Origin of the sequence: Arthrobacter sp. ov118 (assembly GCF_900116495.1) — a bacterium.
Lineage (GTDB): Bacteria > Actinomycetota > Actinomycetes > Actinomycetales > Micrococcaceae > Arthrobacter.
In genome coordinates this window covers 66756-88376 of the sequence record NZ_FPAY01000002.1, presented here as the reverse complement: position 1 = coordinate 88376, position 21621 = coordinate 66756, and the positions used below count along the sequence as shown (strand labels likewise).

The following is a 21621-nucleotide window of genomic DNA, read 5'->3' as shown; positions in this document are numbered from 1 at the left end:
TCGACCGCCCTCCGGCCCGGTGGCTTCGAATAACGTCTGCCGGACCTGGTCGACCGGTTCTCCTTTTCCGACCGGGATCCTCTTGCGTTGAACGTGTTCGTCCAGGCCGTGCTCAGCCAACCGTCGACGGACGGCGGGCAGGCGCTTGGGTGCGTGCTCGCTCGGCACAATGGGCTCGCCGGTGACCAGTTCGTTTGGTTCGCCTATCATGACGCAGCCGGAATCGTGGCACGGCGGAACTCATACCCTGCGGCACTGGCGAGCAGCAGAGCCACCACCGCGGACGCTCCGACGATGAGCCATTCGAGCGACCCATTGCCGGCATCAGGATCGACACCGAAAACTATCTCAATCCAGTCTTTCCAGACGAGTGTCACAGCCAACAACGCCCCGCTAATGACGGCCGCAGCCAGTTCAATCCAGAACCGCACGCGTATGCGTCGCGTCATTTCTGCCTCCCCATGGGAACGTTGTGCCAACGATTGCTGACCTGAATAGAATCTGGTGATTCGACCATGGACTGCGTTATCGCGACGTTACAGCCCACGCAGAAGGTGATTATCTCTGCGCGGTGAAGGACGTCCACTCCGGGAGGATCGTCGGATACTCGATGGACTGGCGGCAGCGGCCTAGGACCCCGGGCCAGCAAAAGCCGGGGCAGTCCCACGGCCGCTGGCTATTGGGCAGTTCAAGGCGCATGCTGGTCGAGGAACCGCCGCAAAAGGCGAAAATTTTTCACAACCGGCGGTTCTCGTGTAGTACCAGGCCACTTAAACACCGGCCCGGGCTTCCGTTGGAGCCGTCAAGCAGCCGGCGGATTCGATGGTGGTAAACCAGACTGCCAATCCGGGAACAACTGCACCGCGGCAATCTGCCTGCCACGCCAGCGGACTCGGAAGCAACAAGCTGGTGGGTTCCCCGGGGGACTCGTTATGGCTGGGTGGCGTCAAAGAACCGAAAGTCCGCAGGAGTGCCTGCGGCCGTCGCTTCGCGGGCCTTCGCCTGGATGAAGCTCCTGTCCTCCTCGGTCAGCACCGTCTCGCCATGCACGTCCGCGTCGGCGTTTTCGCCGGTTTCGTTGTTGAAAATGGCCGTCAGAGTGCGTGGCAGGACCATGCAGCCCGGGTTGTCCATCAGCCACTGCTGGGTGGTCGGATCGAGGCGGTTCCACTGTTCCTTGATGTGCATCTCAGTCACTGCTGCCTTTCAGGCATCGGTTCAATGAAAGATCCTCTCAGGCGTTTACTGAAAGGCGTCCGCATGTTGCATGCGAACTACTAATTCCGACGGATGCGGAACCCCGTCGTTGTCCCCTCCACAACAAACCCTATGTTGTCCCCGGACGAAAAGACCTCCCGGCAACATAACGAACTGCCTGCCGATCCGAATGGCACTCAGCGCCAAACTGAAAGGTCGCGGCTTCCCTCCAGGGCTGCCCTTCGACCGCGCATGACTTTCCGCGATACCACCAGCCCCGCATACCCGCCTCCCATTTCTTCCAGTCCCCGGCGCGTGAAAGACTCTCAGCCGTGCCTCCTTCCGTCGCCGCGGTGAATACCGCCACCCGCAGGGTGCTCGCCTTCGCCGTCGGAGGCCTCCTGCTGTGGCTGATCATCTCCGTTCAACTGTTCGTCAACGTGGATCCGCTCAGCCTGCACCGGACCGACGCCGTCATCATGCTCGGCGGTGCCGCCTCCGAACGTCTGCCGGTAGCCCGACAGATCCAGGAGGAATTCCACATCCCGGTCCTGGTGATCTCCCACACGGACACGTTCGGCAACCGCGCGGCGGACGAGGCATGCAACCTGGCACAGTTTCCGAACCCGGAACTCGTCTGTTTCAGGCCCGCGGACCTGGACACCCGGGGGGAAGCGCGGGCAATCTCCCGGCTGACCGAGGCCAACGGCTGGAAGTCCGTCACGGTGGTGACCTCCAGTTATCACCTCACGCGCGCCGGACGCCTGATTGGCCAGTGCACGACGGCGGAAGTACAGATGGTCGCCTCGCATCCGGCCCTGGATTTGGGCCAGTGGATCCGGCGGTTTGTGATCGAAACCGGAGGCCTGATCGATGTGTCGCTCCGGCCCGAATGCGCCAACTAGCGGGCGAAAATGTAACAATTGAACCTCATCCGGTTGAACTGGCCAGCCGGTTCGGGTCTTTACGGTAGGAGGAAAACACGTTGGAATACCCTGCCGACGCCGCTCCCCCGCTAGTTGCCACGCCCCGGCATCTGCGTCGGCGGCGCCTGCACGAGGACATCCCGGACACCCTGCTCGTCGCGGGAGCAGAAGCGGTTCCGCTGGGGTCCGAGCGCGGCTCTTCCGCCAAACGGGCAGCCGCCCAAGACATCGACGACGCGGAAGTCATCTACCGCCGCAAACGCCTGGCTGCCCTGCTCACCGTTATTTTTGTCGTGGTCAGCGTCCCGTGCTTAATCCTCGCCCTCCTGTTGTTCGGCTGAGCCCGACGCAGTTCACAATCGATCGTTCGCAATCCTTGGGGGAAACCTTGCACAGCATCATGCCGATCTTCGGCACCAGACCGGAAGCCATCAAGATGGCTCCGATCGTCAGCGCACTCAAGGAGTCGCCAAACTTCCGCTGCATCGTGACGGTCACCGGGCAGCACCGCGAAATGCTGGACCAGGTCAACGAACTGTTCGGCATCGTGCCCGAACACGACCTCAACATCCTGCAGCCGGGCCAGTCCCTGTCGGCCATCATGACCCGGACCATCGACGGCTTGGAGGCGCTCTTCGCCCACTCGAAGCCCGACGCCGTCGTCGTCCAGGGCGACACCACCACCTCAACGGCCGCGGCCATTGCGGCGCTCTATCACGGCATTCCCGTGGTGCACGTCGAAGCGGGCTTGCGCAGCGGTGATCTGCTCTCACCCTTCCCGGAGGAGGCCAACCGCAAGATCACCAGCCAGATCACTCGTTTGCACCTTGCTCCCACCAGCACCAGCCGGGAAAATCTGCTCGCTGAGGGCATAGACCCGGCAGACGTGGTGGTTACCGGCAATACAGTTATCGACGCCCTTCTCGATACCGTGGAAAAGCAACTCCGCTTCACGGACCCGAAGCTCGAAGAACTCGCCGCTGATGGCCGTAAAATCCTGCTCGTCACGACGCACCGTCGGGAGAACCAGGGCGATGCCATGCGCGGCATGGGCCGGGCGCTGGCAAGGATCGCGGACGCCGAGCCGGACCTGACGATTGTCCTTCCCGCACACAAAAACCCGTTGGTGCGCGAAGCTGTGCTGCCTGCCCTGGAAGGCAAGGCCAACGTTCTGGTCACGGAGCCGCTGGCCTACGGTGAGTTCACCCGTCTGCTGTCCCTGGCCCACATAGTCCTGACCGACTCGGGCGGAGTCCAGGAGGAAGCGCCCAGCCTCGGCAAGCCGGTACTGGTCATGCGTGAGAACACCGAGCGGCCAGAAGCTGTCGAGGCCGGCACCGTCCTTCTGATCGGCACGGACGAGCAACGGATTGTTGACGAGGTCACCCTCTTGCTCCACGACCAGCAGCACTTTGCCTCGATGGCGAACGCCGTCAACCCCTATGGGGATGGGAAGGCGGCGGCAAGGACCGTCGCGGCCATCGAGGAGCTGCTCGGTGTGGGCTCGCGGATTGGCGAGTTCGACGGCGCCTAGGCGCTGACCGCAGGATTGCCTCCACGGCACCGGGAAGTTAACACAGTATTAACGCAGGGCAGCCACCGTCATTCGTGCCCCGATGGCTGAACCCTTATGCTTGGACGCGGGGGAAGCGCCCTTTGGTCCATACATTATGGTTCCGGGCGACCTCGAGCGATGCAACGGCTCGCCGCTCCCGCCATCAGGATCGCTCGTAGAAGAGGAAAAAACACATGAAAGTCCAGGCCGTAATTCTAGCTGCCGGAATGGGTACGCGGCTGGCGCGTCCCCACCCGAAGCCTATGACGGAACTCAGTGATGGCCGCACCATCATGCACCAGCAGGTCCAGAACCTGCAGACCGCCTTCGGCAAGAAGCTCCGGCTCACCATTGCGGTGGGCTTTAAGCTCGAGATGATCCTCGAGCACGTACCCAACGCCTCGTTCGTGTACAACGAGAACTTTGACCAGACCAACACGTCCAAGAGCCTCCTGAAGGCCATCCGGAATTCGGCCAAGGGCGGCGTTCTCTGGATGAACGGCGACGTCGTCTTCGACCCGGCCATTCTTGAGATGCTGATGCCCTACATCAAGCGCGATGAATCATTCATTACCGTTGATGTGTCCTCGGTTTCCGACGAGGAAGTCAAGTACACCACAGACGCCGAGGGCAACATCGCAGAGCTTTCTAAGACTGTCCCGGCCGACGTCGCCCGCGGCGAAGCTGTCGGCATCAACTATGTCAGTTCGAAGGACAAGAAGAAGTTCCTCAAGCGGCTTATTGAAGTAGATGACCAGGACTACTTCGAGGGCGCCATCGAGTTGACGATCAAGCAGGACGACGTCAAATGGACTCCCGTGGACATCAGCGCGTTCTACGCGGTTGAAGTTGATTTCCCGGACGACCTGGTCCGCGCGAACGCCAGCATCTAGGGCCACCCTGGAGTAGTCGTCGAAGATTTGGCGACCACAGAGCTTCCAGCCGACCGCAACAGCGAAGGGCCTCATTAGCCAGTGCCGCAGCAGAATAAGACGCAAGTATCGCGACGAGGTGCCATACGCTGGTCGTTGGCCGGTGCGATCGGCGCTACTCTGTTGGGGGTTTCCGAATCCTCGTCCGAATCTTCGGGCGATGGTCCGGCGGCTCCACAGCCCTGGGAACCCAGAGAGTACGCGGATGCGCCGAGCTCGACTCTGGACGCCACAGTCATCTTAGGATCCCGGCCCGTCTTACGCCTGCCGTACCGGCGTCTGGCACGTGGGCCGGCCCTTGGGACCCACGTGCGGGATGACCTGTGCCGCAGGAATTCCACCCTAAATAGCGATCGCATAGGGCTGGCCACGTTCGGGCATTTGACGGACGCGCACATCTTGGATGCGGCCAATCCCGGCAGGCTGTCTTTGCTCTGGCAGTACTTTGACTTCTCGGACGGATTTCCTTCGTCCGGGAGGTTCAGGCCCCAGGACCTCCTAACGGTCCATGTTTTGGAGGCAACTGTCCGGAAACTTAATGACGTCCGTTTCGGCCCGCTCAGCCGGCGTCCACTGGACTGCCTGGTGACCACGGGTGACCTCACCAACACCTTTGCCCTCAGCGAACTGCGGGCAGCCATAGGTGTTTTCAAGGGTGGATCAGTGACCTCACACCCGACGGGCGCCTATGAGGGCGTGCAGGATCACGGTCCGGCGCCCTTGGACTTGTCCAAAAGCATCTGGCACCCCGAGCCGGAAATTTCGTTGATTCCACCGGATGACTGGAAAACCGTTCACGGTTATCCCACGGTGCCAGGGTTTCTCGCGGCGGCCACCAAGCCGGTCACAGCGCAGGGCTCAGACTTCCCGTGGTTTATCGGGGTTGGAAATCACGATGAAGCCGGTCGGCCGGCATCTGGCTCCGCATCGCCGAAGGCCGACTTCATCGACGCGCTCCGAATCGGTGACCGGCTTCCGATTCGCCTGCCGCAGGGTATGAACCCCACCGACTTTTGGGACGACGTCAATCATTCCAACGACGGCGAACGCCGGAGGCTCATTGCATCGATGCCGTCCCGAAAGGTGAAGGCCTCGAAACTTCGCCGCCCCTTCACCAAGGCCGAGTTCATGGATGAGCTGCCGGACGATGCAGGAAATGCACGGTCCGGCTCCGGCCCGAGTTCCCAGGCGGATCCTTACTACACGTTCGACATTTCTCCTGGAGTACTCGGCGTCATGCTCAACACGGCGAGCCCGGATGGCAGCACTGTGCCCGTTCTGGATGCGGCGCAAGCGGACTGGCTCGAGGAACAGCTCAAGGGTGTTTCGGCAAGATTTTATGACTCAAAGGGCAGGGTCAGCACATCCTCGGCTCAGGACCGTCTGGTGGTGTTGTTCAGCCACCATCCCCTTTCCACCTTCGACAAGGAAGAGGGTTCGTCCGACGGCGGTCGGCCGCCGTTGAATCGAGCGGCAGTCCTGGGGCTGCTCTCCCGCTATCCAAATGTGGTCCTCTGGTTGAACGGCCACAGGCATAAGCACCGGGTGACCCCGCACAAAGCGAAGTTTGAAGACGGCGGATTCTGGGAGATTACTACAGCGTCGCTCATTGACTACCCGCAGCAATCGAGGATTGTCGAGCTCATGGACAACGGTGACGGAACTTTGTCCATCGCGGCGACCTTGGTGGACCACTCGACCCCGGAAAGCGTGCTGTACGAGGGAAAGCAGACTCCCCAGTCCCTTGCAGCCTTGAGCCTTGAACTCGCCATGAACCGTCCAGGACTGGAACACGCTGAGATGATAGGTGGCGTCGGGGACCAGAATGTCGACTTGATTCTCAGAAAGCCGTTCTGAGTTGCCGCCGTCCCCATGCACTGAATGATGAAGTAACAACCGCCGGTTGGAAACAGATGAAAGAAGCGAATCCGAGAATGCCAGGTCCCAAAGAGAGCCAAGCAATAGCTTCGTTGAAGGCCAACGCTGAGAGGAATCTGCGGCGCGTATGGCGGGCCTTGCCTCCGGAGCGGCGAACCCAGATCCGCAGGTTGGCGCATCCCGCCAATATCGCCAGAGCTCAGCGTGCGCTCAACGCTTCGCCTATTGGACTCCTTCAGCCGGCGCAGCTCTCTGTCGTGGTCTTGCTGACCGATTATGCCCCGGATCCAGACAAGACGCTCAGGAGCTTGGTTGGCCAGAAGCCGTCCGCATTGGAAATGATCGTCGTTGATACGACATCGGCGGCCGTGGGCAAAGAAACGGTTCGCGCCTTCGTCAAGCGGGACCACCGGGTGAAGTACATCGCATTCTCCGGCGCCAGCGAGGAAGAAGCCCGCGACCGCGCCGTTGTCTCTTCGAAGGCCCCCTACCTGATGTTCCTCACGGCCGGAGACGTGGTCGAAAAGGAAAGCTTAAGCGTCATGGTGGGGTCGTTGGCTGAGTCCGGCTCGTCATTCGCCGTCGGCATGGCGGGAATTGTAAAGGGCAAGGCCAGCGCCACCCCGGCGTGGCAACGGCAGATCCATGCCGAACCCCGGGCCGCGGTGGCCGTCGCGCAGATCCCGGAAATACTGCTGGACGGCGCGCTTGCCAACAAACTGTTCGCCCGGGCCTTCTGGACGTCGGCAACCGCCGGGGTCTCGTTGGATCGTGAACACTGGCAGTATGAGGCAGTTCCCACCCTCTATACGCGCGCGAAATCATTCGACATTCTGGACCTCAAGGTAGTCAACACGTCCTTGGATTCCGCCGTTCGGCTGCCGGCCCGCGAGCTGCTCTGCCAGACGGATTACCTCGCAGATCGCCTGCACCGCCTGGAGTCTCTTGCCGCCGCAGTCCGCGCGGCATCAGCTCCGGAAGACTATCGGCGCTGGCTTTCGGAAGAGGTGGGCAACGGGCTCTTCCGTTACTACGAGGTGGTCCCCCGTACCAGCCCCGAGTACTGGGATTTGCTGCACTCCACCGTGCTGCGCCTCAGCGAAGGTCAGGAGCTGAATTGGGATGCCATCCGGATCCATAACAGGCTGATCCTCTCGGCCGTTCTGGCGGACAAGCGCGAGGACGTTATCCGCATCTGTAACCACCGGAGCGACTACGCTTCCAGCTTTCCAACCCTCGTGACGGACTCCGGGCTGGTCGCCCAGCCCCGGTATCTGGAGGAACTGTCTGGTTACGATCCGCAGCTTCTGGCCTGCCGCGATATCGATGTCCATAGCGTCAGCAAGATGACGCATTTCGATTGGCAGGCCGACGGCCGGCTGATCATCGGTGGCTATGCGTACATCTCCTCCGTGGACCCGGCCCAGGGCAACCTCACAATCGAGGCGTCTCTGGTCAACGCCAGCACCGGCGCGACTGCCCGCTTGGCGGTCGAGCGACACTCGGACAAATCCATCGATTGGGATTCCAACGACAACTGGACGTCCTACGCGGACGCGGGGTTCAGCACCATCATTGACCCCGCCGTCATGCTGGAAGAAAATGCGACAGCAGAGCTGGCCAATTGGCACGTCCTCCTGACCGTCAGCGCCGGGGGACGGACAATCACGGCGCCGTTGACGCGCCGGGATCTTACCGGATCCACCGGCCGGCTCCCTGTTGGCCCGATGCAGGGCGCATCAAGGATGGCTGTGGAGATGCGTCCGTCCACCACGGGTCTGACATTCATTCCTGTCACACCGCAGTACGTGGCAACGTCCATCGAGTTGGCCCGGCGCAAGCTGACCCTCACCATGGCAGCCGATTCAGTCCCTGAGGCAGCGAAGGTATCCATTGAGTCCCGGAAATTCGGCATCCGGAAATCTGCAGTCCGCCAAAAAGTGGACGGCAACAAGGCCGTCTACGTCATCGACATACCGCGGTTGGGAACAGGCGCTGGGGCAACTGTCGAGTATGAGTGGCAGCTTCGGCTGGACAGCGGCACTGGCGTGCCGCAGCCCGTGGCGTGGCCAGAGGGAACCGCGCAGCTGGAAGTACTGCACGACCAGACCCGTAGCCTCAGGCTGGGTCTGACGGGCTACGGGTTCATCACCGTCGAGGAGCGGAAGAGCCGGGTTATTGCTTCCACTGTGGAGGTCTCCGCCGACAAACGCACGCTCTGGGTCGAAGGCACAGCGGATCTGCATGTAATCCGTGCCCCACGAATTGTCCTCTCCAGCGGGAAGGCAGTCCTTGCCGCTACAGACGCAGTACTTAACGTACGTACCAATGACGGAAGCAACGTCTTCACCGCAGAGTTCCTGTTGCCGCAAAAGCCGTGGGGCGGCACCGAGGTACTGCCTGAGGCCGGCGCGTACAGCGTGCGCTTCGTCCCGCCTGGGGTTGCCGACCATTTGGGCTACTGGATTCCGGCGTCGTCCGGGCTGCAGAAGCAGATGCCGGCGCGGATCGAGGCAGACCGGCTGGAAGTCGGCGTAAGCCGCACCCCCAAGAACGCTGCGCTGACCATCCATCTGCGGCCGCCCTTCGCAGAAGACGAAATAGGACGGTTCGACCAGCAGATGCTCCGCACGCCGGTGACGGCGGGCGCGGATGCCAACCTCAAGGACGCCGTCTTGTTCATGTGCTTTGGCGGACGACGCGCCACCGACAGCCCCAGGCGCCTCCTCGAGGAGTTCCAGCGCCGCGGCAGCCAGTGGCCCATGTACTGGGCCGTCGCGGACTTCTCCGTGCCGGTGCCCGCCGGTTCCGAACCGGTGCTGATCGGTTCCCGGCTGTGGTATCAGCTCCTGACCGAGTCCCGGGTCCTGATCAACAACAACAATTTCCCGTTCTACTTCCGCAAGCGCGAGGGACAGGTCTACATCCAGACTTGGCACGGAACACCGCTGAAGAAGCTCGGCAACGACGTCGCCCGCACGAGCTTCTCGCTGTCGTATTGGAACCTGATGTGGCGGGAGGCGGAGTACTGGGATGCGCTTCTGGCGCAGAACGAATACGCCGCCGGGGTGCTCGCCAATTGCTTCGGTTTCAAGGGACGGGTTGTGGCCGAAGGTTACCCACGGAACGACAGCCTCACGCGCGAGCGGATGGCACAGAACCGGGCCGCCATTCGGACCAGGCTCGGCATCCCCGAGGGCAAGACTGCCATTCTCTACGCGCCCACCTGGCGCGACGACGCAAAGAACGCCTCAAGGCAGTACGAGATGGTCACCTACCTCGATTTCGAAAAGGCCCAGCGGCAGCTCGGCGACGACTACGTGCTGCTGCTGCGCGGACACCACAACATCGCAAGCCAGCGGCAGACGGCGGCAAACAAGTTTGTCATTGACGTGACCGAGTACCCTGAAGTCAACGACCTCTACACGGCAGCAGACATCCTGGTGAACGATTATTCGTCTGTCATGTTCGACTTCTGCGTGACAGGTAAGGCGATCATCTTCCTGACGCCGGACATCGCCCAGTACCGTGACGCGACCCGCGGCTTCTACTTCGACCTTGAAGAAAAGGCGCCCGGTCCCCTCCACTACACCACAGAGGAAGTCGTTCATTCGATCAAGAACATCTCGGATGTCTCCCGCGAGTACGCACCCAAATACGAAGCCTTCGTCAAAATGTTTGCGCCCGACTGCGACGGACGGGCAACGGCTCGCGTATTCGATGCCCTCTGGCCCGATGGTGTTACCGAACAAACTGTGGCTGCTGGCGAAGTTGCCCACACAGACCATTCCCCCGCAGAGTAAGAAGGCGCGCCGTATCCTCTCGCGTGAGGCTACAGCATACTGACGTGATCCGCGGGTGTCCGCGGTGCATATTTTTTATCGCTATAGAAGGAACCATTAGAGTTATGACCGTTCTGCAGGATTCCTTAGACCGTGCCGAGCAACTGGTGAGCGAACGAGCGTGGACCGGCGCGGTTGAAATGTATGTCTCAATCCGACAGCAGGATCCCGAAAAAGAAGCAGCAACTGTCGCCTTCGGTTTGGGTCACGCCTACTTCCATTTGGGCAAACTCTCCGAGGCTGCCTCTGAGTTCGAAAAAGCGGTGCAACTCAGACCGGACTTTGCCCCTTGGCGCTACCGCTTGGCGTTCGTGGAATCGGAGCAGGGCAACCTCACCGCGGCCATCAGCAATTACAAGGCGGCGCTTTCGATGGAGCCGCACCGCACCCGCTGGGCCGATCGTCTTCGCACAGCCGTCGAGCGACATGCCGCGGCTGAACTTGAAGCTGCCACCTCCTCACCCCAGCCAAACGATCCGGCCTACCACTCGTCGAGGCTTCGGGACTTCAGGACCAAAAAAGGGCAACGCTGGCAGGAACTGCAGATGTTGGAAGCCGGCCTCCACTTGCACCTTGAAGATGCCGCGTGGCTTGCCGAGCTCGGCGAAGCCAATTATCAGATGAAGCGTTTTGATCAATCTGCAAAGCACTATGCAGCAGCTTCGAGGCTAAGTGGCGACAATCCAGAATGGCATTTCCGCGAAGGGCACTCCCTGGAGAAGCTTGGAGAACTGCACGCTGCGAGACAGGCGTATCAAAAAGCGATTGCCACTGACGAGAAGCTCAAGGCAGATATCCTAGGCATCGGGGTCTTCTTTCAAAAGAAGGGGATGTGGACAGAAGCCCTGGCACATTACTTGGAAGCCGCCAACGCGGATCCGCTTAACGCAGAGCTTTCATATCGGATTGGACTCTCCCATGACCGAAGCTATCGCTGGGCCGACGCTGCCCACGCCTACGAACGTGCCATCCTGCTAAATCCCGAGGTCGGATATTGGCACTACAAACTCGGCTTTGTCAGGGAAAGGCAATCCCAGTGGCTCGAAGCCGCCGCGGCATACAACTACGCCTATTCTCTGGACCCATCGAAGAAATATTGGGCCTACCGTGCTGGCTACAGCCTGCAGGCGGGCGGAAGATACGAGGGTGCCTGTGAGGCATACCTGCGGTCGTCCCCCATCGCTTTGACGGCAAATGACCCCGCCCTGGAGCAGACGGACGCAGACAAGAACTCATATCTCGCCGGCATCCTGCGGGCCCTGGACTCTGAGCTAAATGTCAGCCAGCATGCCGACTTCCACAGCCGGGCTGGAGACCTGGCCCTCCAAGCCTCTCACTGGCAGTCAGCCCGCACGGAATTCCAAAAAGCCATGGAACGAAGCAACCCCTTCGATTCCAGCCTTTACTATAAGGCTGGCTTCGCGGCATACCAATCCGGGGACTTCGAAAAGGCCTGCGCGGCCTTCAAACAAGCGAAAGTGTTTCAGTTTTCCGACGGGATCAAGGTCGAAAAGTATCTTGCCAACGAGTCCCAGAAGAAAAGCATGGAATTCGTCGAGTATCTTGAGACACTGCCGCTCCGTGATGACGTCATTCTATGGGAAAGCAACCACGGGTCCTCGATTGGATGCCATCCGCTGGCCCTGTTCGATCACGTCGACTCCGATTCAGCGTTCCAGTCATTTACGCATTACTGGGTTATCAACAATGATGTGAATATACCCGAAAGACTCAAGTCGCGGAGTGACGTAATATTCGTAGAGACGAATTCGGATCTCTACAAGCGGATACTCGCTTCGGCAAAGTATCTGGTCAACAACGTGTCCTTTCCGCCGTATTACACTCGGCGTCCGGGTCAACAATACCTGAACACCTGGCACGGGACTCCCCTGAAAACGCTAGGTAAAGACATGCGCGGGGCACCCTTGGCCCATGCCAACATTGCCCGCAATTTCCTCCAAGCCACGCACCTCATGAGCCCGAACGAGCACACCAGTCAGGCCCTCATCGAGCGGCACGACATTGCTGGCGTCTTCCAAGGGAAGATCGCCGTCACAGGATCTCCACGTATCGATGTCCTTACCAACGCCGATGCGTCACGTCGAGATCAGATACGACGGGAACTGGGTATTCCCGACAATGACTCCAAACCGGTCGTGCTCTACGCCCCGACTTGGAGAGGCGCCACTAACGACCGGACTGTCGATGCCCTGGAGCTGGCGGCTGACTTGGAAGCGATGCGAAGCCCCGAGCATCATCTTCTTTTCCGGGCCCACCGGCTAACCGAGGGCCTGCTGACCGAATTTGATGCCGGCGCATCGGTTGTCCCAGGGCACATCGACACGAACGAATTGCTTTTGGCCGTTGACGTTCTCATCACGGACTATTCAAGTATCTTCTTCGATTTTCTGCCAACGGGCCGCCCCATCGTTTTTTACACCCATGACCTAGAGGAATATTCAGCCGAGCGGGGTCTTTACCTCGACGTCCACGATATGCCCGGCCGCGTAGTAATAGAACGTGGTGGTTTGCCTAGCGCCATTCAGGCAGCGGCGGATGCCCCTGGGTTCGGCCACCCGGCGTACAACGAAGCCTTGAAACGGTTCTGCCCCAAGGAGGACGGGGGTGCTGCGGCCAGAGTACGACGCTTCTTCTTCGAAGATGATCCTGACGGTTTAGCCGCACAACGAGCCGACGACAAAACCTCCATCCTGTTTCATCATGGATTAATCCCGAACGGTATCGCGACCTCTTTCTATAACCTGGTCTCGTCGTTGGCTCCCGAGCAATACCGCGTTGTCCTGATCGTCGAACCTCACGTCTTGGCCGCTGATCCCGCCCGGTTAGGGAAGTTTCGTGAGTTGCCGGAGCACGTTCAGGTGATTGGACGTGTCGGTGTCCATGCCCTGACTCCCGAAGAAAAGTGGATCCTCGGTAGGTATACGGCGCACTTCGACCTGTCCTCCGACGAGCAGCGCGCGATTTATCGAAAGTCCTTCCGCCGCGAGTTTCAACGGATTCTGGGGCCCGCCGCGTTTGACTCGAACATCGAATTTGACGGATATGCGACGTTTTGGTCGTCTTTGATTGCCTACGGCAGCCCCAACGGCCACAAATCGATTTATTTGCACAACGACATGGCCAGTGAGTTGGACATGAAGTTCCCGAACCTAGAAGCGTTGTTCCGGCTCTACGAAAGCTTTGACTCTCTTATTTCGGTATCGGCTAGCGTTTCCGACGAAAATAGGTCTGGTCTTGCAGACCGCTTCGGACTCCCCCGGGAGAAGTTTGTCTCGTGCGACAACCAAATTTTTCCGGAGGCAGTCATAACGGCCGCAGCTCAGGAACTCGACCCGGACATCCTCCACTGGTACGAGTCCGCGGCGCGGAACTATCTGGCCATTGGGCGATTGTCGCCTGAGAAAGACCACGCGAAATTGATCCGGGCGTTCGTCCGCTTTCATCAAAGAAACCCGGACACCAACCTACTTATCCTTGGTGATGGTCCGCTGCGAGCGGATCTTGAACACCTGGTGACGAAGCTCGGTGCGACCTCCTTTGTGTGGCTTGCTGGGCAGCGGCAGAACCCGTATCCGGCACTGCAGGCTGCAAGCTGCTTCGTGCTGCCTTCCTTGCATGAAGGCCAGCCTATGGTCCTTTTCGAAGCACTGATCCTTGGGTTGAACATCGTCTGCACAGACATGCCTGGCCCCCGTGACGTATTGCAGGGTCGGTACGGTCTTATCGTGACAAACGACGAGGGCGGCTTGGTGGAGGGGCTTCAGGCGGCACAGGACGGTTTGATTCCCGAGGCCGTGTTTGATGCCGAGGACTACACCAAGAGTGCACTCGCGCAATTCCTTAAGGCCAACGTTCCAGTCGCTACGGCACCGGAGCTATCTGTGCGGGGCTAACCCAGAAGCAGCCGGATTAGGACTGAATCCGTGCCGACGCCGGCGGCTTCTCCAGCCGGCGTCGGCACCCGATTTATCTGCGGAACTCTGCAACCGCTGCGCGAAACCGCTGACTAAATGACCGGCCGTTGTCAGTTAAGTCGTCGCCAGAAAAAATTGACGGTACAACGTCCGGCTGGTCTGTCATCTGCAGATGGGTTCGAATCCAGTTAATTTTTTCCCGTTGAACTCTTGCCGGGGAGCCGAGCGCCAGGCTATTTGACGGCACCGGGCGGCTCTTGGTGACGACGCTTCTGGCTCCCACGACACTGCCGGAACCCACAAACGCACCCGGCAGTAGGAATACCTCCTGGCCCAGCCACACGTGGTCCTCAACGACGATAGTTGAGGAAACATTGAGCCGCCGTCCGGACACCCCGTCATAAATCGGATGAGAATCGTCGGCGCGGATCCGGCAGTGATTTGCGATTAGAACGTCGTCGCCCAGGATAACGTCCGCACCTTCAGCCGCAGTGATCTGCAAGTCATATCCACTGTAAAACTTTTCACCCATTGAAATGGAGCAACCCAATCCAAGGGTAATCCTTCCGCGATACCACGTCCATTTACCCATTTCAACGCTTGAGTCGTCGCGGTGAAAAACGATCGCACCATGAAACTTTACTCTATCGGAAAATTCGACCCGACAGTTAGACCCTTTAAATTCAATAGAACTAGACGGAAGCAAATTCGGGGACCCAGTGACAATGTTGCCGTTGTCATCTGAATATCCGATAATTTCCTGTCCGCGAACTACGACTGACACTCATTTTCCTTCTGGTGGCGGCTGTTATCTAAGCCATGTATTCCGGGCATCCCGAGCGGGACCAGCAGCGCCCTTAGGAAGGCGCTTGCGCCCACATATTATCAATCGTTGCTTCGTACATGCGCGCGAGTTGCGTTGTGATGGTCTGCTTCCGCATCAAGTGTTCGTACTTGAGGTCAAAATCAATCGTCGGCGCGTCCCGGGGGCCGGACCTTTTGGCGTAGCTCGCCCCGTAGACGTTAGAGATCATAGTTTCCGCATCCACCTTGCAATCCTGTTCCAGGATGAGCCGGTATTGCGTGCGCCAGTGGGAACCCACTGTCTGCTTGGCCGCATTAACGCCTGCTTCGCGAAGCTGCAGGGCGAACCATCCGAGCAGACTCTTGCGCATGTATTGTTCAACTGAACGGAGCGGCAAATGCCGTATCAACGCGAATTCCTTTTCCGGCTTCACCGAGACGTGGGGCTCAGTTCGCGACCAGTCCCTGACGTGATGGTTGCCGTTACCAATTTTGAATCCGCCGCACTTACCGGCCTCGTGGAAGATCATTGACTTGTCAGTCGCCGGGACAGTGTCGGGCACCGACATGATGTCGAATATGGCCAAATTACCTCGGTCAGCCACCTCACCGCCGTAAAGGAAGTTGACGCGCTTGACGTAATATGCCGTTGCGCCCCCGTGCGACTCGCGGAGACCAAACATTGTCTCGCGGTCAAGATCAAGAAATTCGTCAGCGTCGAGGAGAAAAACATACTCAAATGCATGTTTCTTGAACGCATCCCTGTACATTGCGGTCATCTTCTCGTTTTGCTTCAGAGCCTGATCGTAGTCCGTGGATAGCGTCAGGGGGAGCCCTTCCGCCTTGAGCGCCTGCAGGATATCGGCTGTGCCGTCCGTGGACATGTTGTCTGCGATGAACATGTGATCAATGGACCTCAGGTTATAGCGTACGAAGGCCTCAATGATGTCTTCTTCGTTCTTAACCATGGTCAAGCTAACAATCTGCAACTGCACTCCGAACTTTATTCACTGCGGCTGTTTGACGAGAGTCGCCGGTTGTGGGGCCGAGGACGGCGCACCGCGCGGGCAACGACTTCGTGGGCATTCAGGCCGACTGTCCTCGCCAATGCTAGCAAGGAGACAGGTGCCTCCCCGACGTGGCACCCCGGGCTGGAAATGCGGAGGGCGCCTGCAGCAACCTATTGGCTGCGCAGACGCCCTCGCTGCGCCAAGAGCTTACGGAAGCTGGACCACCGCGTGGATCATGTTGTGGTCAGAGGGGATGGTTCCGATGAAGTTGCCTGCCGAATCGATGTTGATGACAGTTTCCCACTTCCCCACCCTCATCTTGGACGTGAAGATGTAATCCAGGTAGGTCCCGTTCCCCGTTGTATTCCTTGCCCGGGCCTTCCGCTCGAAGCCGTTGTAGCTGTCGTAGTTGGCCCGGATTCGCAGTTCCGCGGTAGCGAAAGCGGAGGGAGCGTCATTCTTGTACGTATTGCCCAACGGGTCGACGTAGCCGGCTCCCACCATCACGTCGTAAGGGGCGTTCGACGGGTCGGTCCACTTGTGCGAATTGAAGTCGCCCACCGTGATCACGGGCAGCTTTCCGGTGTTGAGACGCGCAATGGCTGAAACTATGGCGGAGGTCTGAGCCTTTCGCAGTTCGTAGTAGCCGCTTGCTTTGCTAGAGTCCAACTGCGTGTCACCGAAGAAGAAAGACTTTCCGGTGGAACGCTGCCGCAGGACTGACCAAGCGAGGTACCGGGTGTTGTCCCCCGCGCTGAGCTTTGGAAGTGCAACCGAGCCTTGGCTTACGAGATCGACGGTGCCCTTGTTATAGAGAATCTTGGTTCCCTGGGACGCCCCTCGGTCCGCATATACGCAGTTGGTCGGCGTGACGTCGTTGACACAGTTATTGCGTTTGGCGTTGGTGAGCTGGTAATTGATTCCCCGCTTATACAACCGTTCCTGGAGATCCTCAAACTGGGAAAGCCCACCCGGCCGTGTCTCGTTCTTTAGCCAGCCCTGCGAGGCTTCCTGAACACCGACGACGTCCGGAACCTTCGAGACAATTGTGGAGACCACGGCGTCCCTGCGGCCCGACCAAGTTAGCTCATTTGGCAGCCCGTCAAAGCAGTTGTCGCATTTGACGTTGTAGCTTGCCACCGAGAGCCCATTCGTAATGGCGGAAAGAACAGGCGCAGCCAGGGTCTTGGCCGCAACAGCCGAAGAATAGGGGCTGAGGTTTCCTCCGTCGAGGGTGATCACGCGGACCTTGGCGTAGTACTTGGTGTTCGGCTTCAAACTCCGGATTTCTCCCGTGTTGGAGGAAAACCTGTAGAAGCTGGCACCGGACATGTCGGCGTTGGGCGAGATCTGGATGCGGTATTTCGGTGCACCGGCAACTGCATTCCATTTGTATGTCAGTGACGTACTGCTCTGGGCCGAGGATGTTAGCCCGCTAGGCGTGGCATAAGTCACCGCCGGCTTTATCCCAACTGCGGCAGTTGCAGCCGGCAGTGGAACGGCCAGGACAAGGGCCAATAGGGCCACTGGCAAAATGCGCCAACGCCGGGCAGAGCGAACTAAGGACAGGGCAGGCAATGTAGCCAAGAGTAACCTCGCGAGACACTGGATAAGGCTTGTGGGCTGAAAGACGGTGAAAGTCTTGCATTAAAACACCGGGATCTCTAATCCACGCCTTGCGACACGCCCAAATTGATTACTAATTGGCTACAGACAGACTGAAGTTCCCTTGCCCGGTACCGTAAAAATGCATCCTGCTGTCGGTGATAGGAAGCCCGCTGGACTCGGGGCGCCTGACCCGTGATGTGATGTATTTCCTGTCAATGTACGTGGCCAGGAAGAAATCATGGGTGCCAGCACGCAAGTCGTTCAACGCTTGGGCCGTCAATATTCCGCGGAAAAGGCCGGCCTTGGAATAGACGGTCTGGATCCGCTGGTCACGCTTGACCGGAACGGCCATCAATCCGTTCCCGTCGCGGTGCCGGAGCTCGCACACGAGACTGGGCATTTCGAACCGTCCTACCACTGACGCTTCGAAGAACAACTCGAGGCTTCCGTCCTCAAGGGGGCGGCCTCCCCAGAAGGCCGCCGTCACGCGCGGGTCCTCTTCATTCCGGCCAAGGTCCAGTAGCGCCTCTGCATCCTTTCGCCTGACGAGAGCGGAGCGGCTTTTGTACGGCTCCGCGAGGCGATTTTCGACGCTTTCCGGGATGAAGCGCTCAATGAATGCCCCGTGCGCTTCCAACCATGCCTGCCGTCTTTTTTCCGAGTACCGCTCAAATCGGCCGGGCGTATAGATCTTGAGGCATTTCCTGCGGTACAGCCCGGCGAGAACGTCCGCCGTGACGTCCGGGGCAAGGCTGGCAGCAACAACGGCGTCGCAAATGCTCGCCAGAGAGCCGGTGTATCCGGCAGGGTCGAATCCGCCCGAGCTAATATTTTGGCCATCATCTCGGTTGCGCAGGAAGTAGAGAGTTTCGCCGCCCAAGACCGATATCCGTTTGGCCAAAAGGTAAGCCTGCGCGTTGAAGATTCCGTCTTCGAGGCGAACTTTCTCCAAGGGGAACAGGATGTCATTGTCAACCAGCAATGAACGCCGGTATAGCTTTTGCGGCGCAAGGGTCTTAAAGGCCTTGGGCAAGGCAACGTCTACGTCGGTCTTGATGTACAACCAGGGCGGTACAACGCGCCCGTGGGTCCCTGCCATGGACGGAATAACGACATCCGAACCGTGGATGTCGGCAAAGGCAACCAGCTCCCTGAGCGCCTGCGGAGCGAGAACGTCGTCGGCATCTGCGAAGAACACATACCTCCCGGTTGTGCTAGCGATGCCGAGATTTCGAGGCTGGCCCGGCCAGCCATGATTCTCTTGATGATGCACCGTCACGTTCGGGTGGCGAGTTGCGAAGTCATCCATATACTCCGAACCGCCGTCGGTTGAGCCATCGTCCACGAGGAAGACCTCGAACGCACTTGCTTCCAGATCCTGCGCCGCCAATGAATCGAGCAGTTCCCGAAGGTACGGCATGGCGTTGAAAACCGGGACAACAACGGAAACCGCTGGCGCGTCGTCAGAGGATATGGTGTCCGCGTGGGGGCCGTGCGGCATGATCTTGGTGCTCCTTAGTAGCGGAAAGGCTTGGGGGCCGGCGCACGGGAAGTCCCGTGCTCCAATGATTGCAGCGGCGTACAGCACCAACTGCGGTGCCACCCCGAATAACCCTAAGGCATGGCGCATCCACTGTTGGCGCCCACATCGTAATGAATGCTACGGAAGACTGACCGTGGCGTAGATCATGTTGTGGTCAGAGGGTAATTGCCCCACATAGTTACCGGCGCTGTCCACGTTGGCGACAGTCTCCCAGGTTGGTACCCGCATCTTTGACGTGAAGATGTAGTCGATGTACGTTCCGTTGGTTCCCGGGGCGCTGGCCCGTGCCAGCCGTTCGAACCCGTTCCAGCTGTTGATGTTCCGGTTCGTCACCTTCTCCGCCGTCGCGTAGCCGCTGGGCAGGGTGCTGCCGTAGGTGTTGCCGAGCGGATCGACCAGCCCTGCGGCCGTGAAGACATCGTAAGGTGCGTTGGACGGCACCAGCCACTTACTGGAGTTCATGTCCCCCACCATGAGCACAGGCAGATTCGTTGTGTTCTGGGCCTTGATCACGCTGACGATCGTCTGGGCCTGCTGACGCCTCAGCTCGTTGTACCCTTCTGCCTTGTCCACTTCGAGATGCGTGTCCCCGAAGAAGAAGTGCTTGCCCGTGGAGAGCTGCACGACCTCGGCCCATGCGAGGTACCGCTGGTTCTTTTCCAGTGAAAGGGAGGGCAGAAGCTTGGACCCGGACCGGACGATCCGCACTTTGTCAGGGTTGTAGAAAATCCTGGTCCCCTTGGTTGCGCCCTGTTCCTTGGGAATGCAATCAGTCGGAGTGTGCGGATCCACGCAGTTGTTGCGCATTTCATTCGTCAACTTGTAAGGGGCACCGGCGTCGCTGAGCCGGTTGCGCAGGTCTTCGAACTGGGACAGGCCCCCGGCAGGCGAATCTGCCAGCCACCCCTGCGACGCCTCCTGGATGCCCATAATATCCGGGCGCTTGGACACTATGGTCTTTACAACAGCATCGCGGCGGTCTACCCAGGGAACTTCGGTTGGCATCTGGTCTTCACAGTTGGCGCAGTGAATGTTGTAGCTCGCCACAGACAAGGGGTTGGCGACAGGACCAAGAACCGGAGCCGCCGAGGTCGAGATCCGCACAATCGGACTGTAGGCACTGATGTTCGTCCCGTCCGCCGTGATCGAACGCACCTGGGCATAGTAAGCAGTGCCGGGAGTAAGACCCCTGATGTCTGCGGACAGTTCCGTGAATCGGTAGTAAGTGGCCTTGCTCATGTCCGCGTTGGGGCTGAGAGCAATGCGGTAGCGTTCAGCGGCCGGAGCGGCATTCCAGGCCAGGCCCAACGCAGTGGGCGTTTGGAAGGCCATCCTCAGACCAGTCGGGGCTGCGGGAGTTGCCGCACCAGTTTTCGCGGACACTGCTGACGAATAAGCGGTCAAGGCAGAACCGTCGGACTTCAACGACCGAATCTTGAAATAGTAGGTCGTCGCCGGCTTCAGCAACTTCACCGTTCCGGTGGTGGACGGGAACCGCCAATACACGGCACCGGACATGTCCGCGTTCGCCGAGACCATCACACGATACTCAGCCGTGCCGGCGACAGCACCCCACGACAACGAGACCGATTCCCCCGTCTGACCCACCGCCCTCAACCCAGCAGGCGGAGCCGGCGCCGCAGCACCTGTCGTAGCCGTTGCCGCCGCCGAGTAAGCCGTCAATGCCGAACCGTCAGACTTCAACGACCGGACCTTGAAGTAATACTTCGTCGCCGGCTTCAGCAACTTCACCGTTCCGGTGGTGGACGGGAACCGCCAATACACGGCACCGGACATGTCCGCGTTCGCCGAAACCATCACACGATACTCAGCCGTGCCCGCAACAGCACCCCACGACAACGAGACCGAATCTCCCGTCTGGCCCACCGCCTTCAAACCAGCAGGCGGGGCCGGCGCCGCAGCACCTGTCGTAGCCGTTGCCGCCGCCGAGTAGGCCGTCAATGCCGAACCGTCAGACTTCAACGACCGGACCTTGAAATAGTATTTCGTTGCAGGATTGAGGTACTTCACGGTCCCGGCAGTGGACGGGAACCGCCAATACACGGCACCGGACATGTCCGCGTTGACCGAGACCATCACACGATACTCAGCCGTGCCCGCAACAGCACCCCACGACAACGAGACGGAATCCCCTGTCTGACCCACCGACTTCAACCCGGCAGGCGGAGCGACCGCCGTTGTTGCCAGTCGCTCGATTCTGGACAGCGATGCAGTTGTACCCGCCTGGTGGGCATCCGATGACGGCTGGGGCGTGGCGATTATTACACCCAATACCGCCACCGTGGCCGTTGCGGCGATCCTGCCGGCTCGGCTTACTAAAAGAGAGGACATTGGGGCTCCCATCAGGTCACGACTGCAGCGACAATCCTT

14 protein-coding genes are annotated in these 21621 nt (G+C 59.6%); 7 read left to right on the top strand and 7 right to left on the bottom strand.

The genetic code is table 11. The features are described from left to right. Positions 1-206: 206 nt before the first annotated feature. Positions 207-449, bottom strand: a complete 243-nt coding sequence (locus tag BM372_RS05810) for a hypothetical protein (protein ID WP_090953133.1) — start codon at positions 447-449, stop codon at positions 207-209. A gap of 481 nt (positions 450-930) precedes the next feature. Then, entirely contained in the window at positions 931-1188 is a 258-nt protein-coding gene (locus BM372_RS05805) for a hypothetical protein (protein ID WP_090953131.1), read from the bottom strand. A 341-nt stretch (positions 1189-1529) separates the two neighbouring features. Here BM372_RS05805 and BM372_RS05800 point away from each other — a divergent pair, with 341 nt between their 5' ends. The 7 genes from BM372_RS05800 (at position 1530) to BM372_RS05770 (ending at position 14244) form a co-directional block, all read left to right on the top strand. After that, positions 1530-2102 (top strand): YdcF family protein, encoded by a 573-nt coding sequence (locus BM372_RS05800; protein ID WP_256214072.1) that lies wholly within the window; start codon positions 1530-1532, stop codon positions 2100-2102. An 80-nt stretch (positions 2103-2182) separates the two neighbouring features. Then, the gene (locus BM372_RS05795) at positions 2183-2464 is read left to right on the top strand and encodes a hypothetical protein (protein WP_090953129.1); all 282 of its coding nucleotides are present in this window, start codon (positions 2183-2185) and stop codon (positions 2462-2464) included. A 47-nt stretch (positions 2465-2511) separates the two neighbouring features. Then, complete coding sequence (gene wecB, locus BM372_RS05790) at positions 2512-3657, top strand: non-hydrolyzing UDP-N-acetylglucosamine 2-epimerase (RefSeq protein WP_090953127.1); 1146 nt, start codon at positions 2512-2514, stop codon at positions 3655-3657. 215 nt (positions 3658-3872) lie between these two features. Then, a complete protein-coding gene (locus tag BM372_RS05785; protein WP_090953125.1) occupies positions 3873-4571 on the top strand; it encodes a phosphocholine cytidylyltransferase family protein in 699 nt (232 codons plus the stop codon). Positions 4572-4652: 81 nt separating this feature from the next. Next, positions 4653-6467 carry a TIGR03767 family metallophosphoesterase gene (locus tag BM372_RS05780; protein ID WP_090953123.1) on the top strand — a complete coding sequence of 605 codons (1815 nt, stop codon included), beginning with the start codon at positions 4653-4655 and terminating at the stop codon, positions 6465-6467. 56 nt (positions 6468-6523) lie between these two features. Further along, complete coding sequence (locus BM372_RS05775) at positions 6524-10291, top strand: CDP-glycerol glycerophosphotransferase family protein (protein ID WP_090953121.1); 3768 nt, start codon at positions 6524-6526, stop codon at positions 10289-10291. Between the two features lie 104 nt (positions 10292-10395). After that, entirely contained in the window at positions 10396-14244 is a 3849-nt protein-coding gene (locus BM372_RS05770; protein WP_090953119.1) for a CDP-glycerol glycerophosphotransferase family protein, read from the top strand. Positions 14245-14317: 73 nt separating this feature from the next. Here the strand turns inward: BM372_RS05770 and BM372_RS05765 are convergent, their stop codons facing one another. The 5 genes from BM372_RS05765 to BM372_RS05745 form a co-directional block, all read right to left on the bottom strand. Further along, positions 14318-15049, bottom strand: a complete 732-nt coding sequence (locus tag BM372_RS05765) for an acyltransferase (RefSeq protein WP_143111436.1) — start codon at positions 15047-15049, stop codon at positions 14318-14320. A 73-nt stretch (positions 15050-15122) separates the two neighbouring features. After that, a complete protein-coding gene (locus BM372_RS05760) occupies positions 15123-16064 on the bottom strand; it encodes a glycosyltransferase family 2 protein (protein WP_090953115.1) in 942 nt (313 codons plus the stop codon). A gap of 222 nt (positions 16065-16286) precedes the next feature. Then, complete coding sequence (locus BM372_RS05755) at positions 16287-17534, bottom strand: endonuclease/exonuclease/phosphatase family protein (protein ID WP_143111435.1); 1248 nt, start codon at positions 17532-17534, stop codon at positions 16287-16289. 244 nt (positions 17535-17778) lie between these two features. Then, the gene (locus tag BM372_RS05750) at positions 17779-19290 is read right to left on the bottom strand and encodes a glycosyltransferase family 2 protein (protein ID WP_177235906.1); all 1512 of its coding nucleotides are present in this window, start codon (positions 19288-19290) and stop codon (positions 17779-17781) included. A 57-nt stretch (positions 19291-19347) separates the two neighbouring features. Then, positions 19348-21594 carry a fibronectin type III domain-containing protein gene (locus BM372_RS05745; RefSeq protein ID WP_090953110.1) on the bottom strand — a complete coding sequence of 749 codons (2247 nt, stop codon included), beginning with the start codon at positions 21592-21594 and terminating at the stop codon, positions 19348-19350. Positions 21595-21621 lie beyond the last annotated feature (27 nt).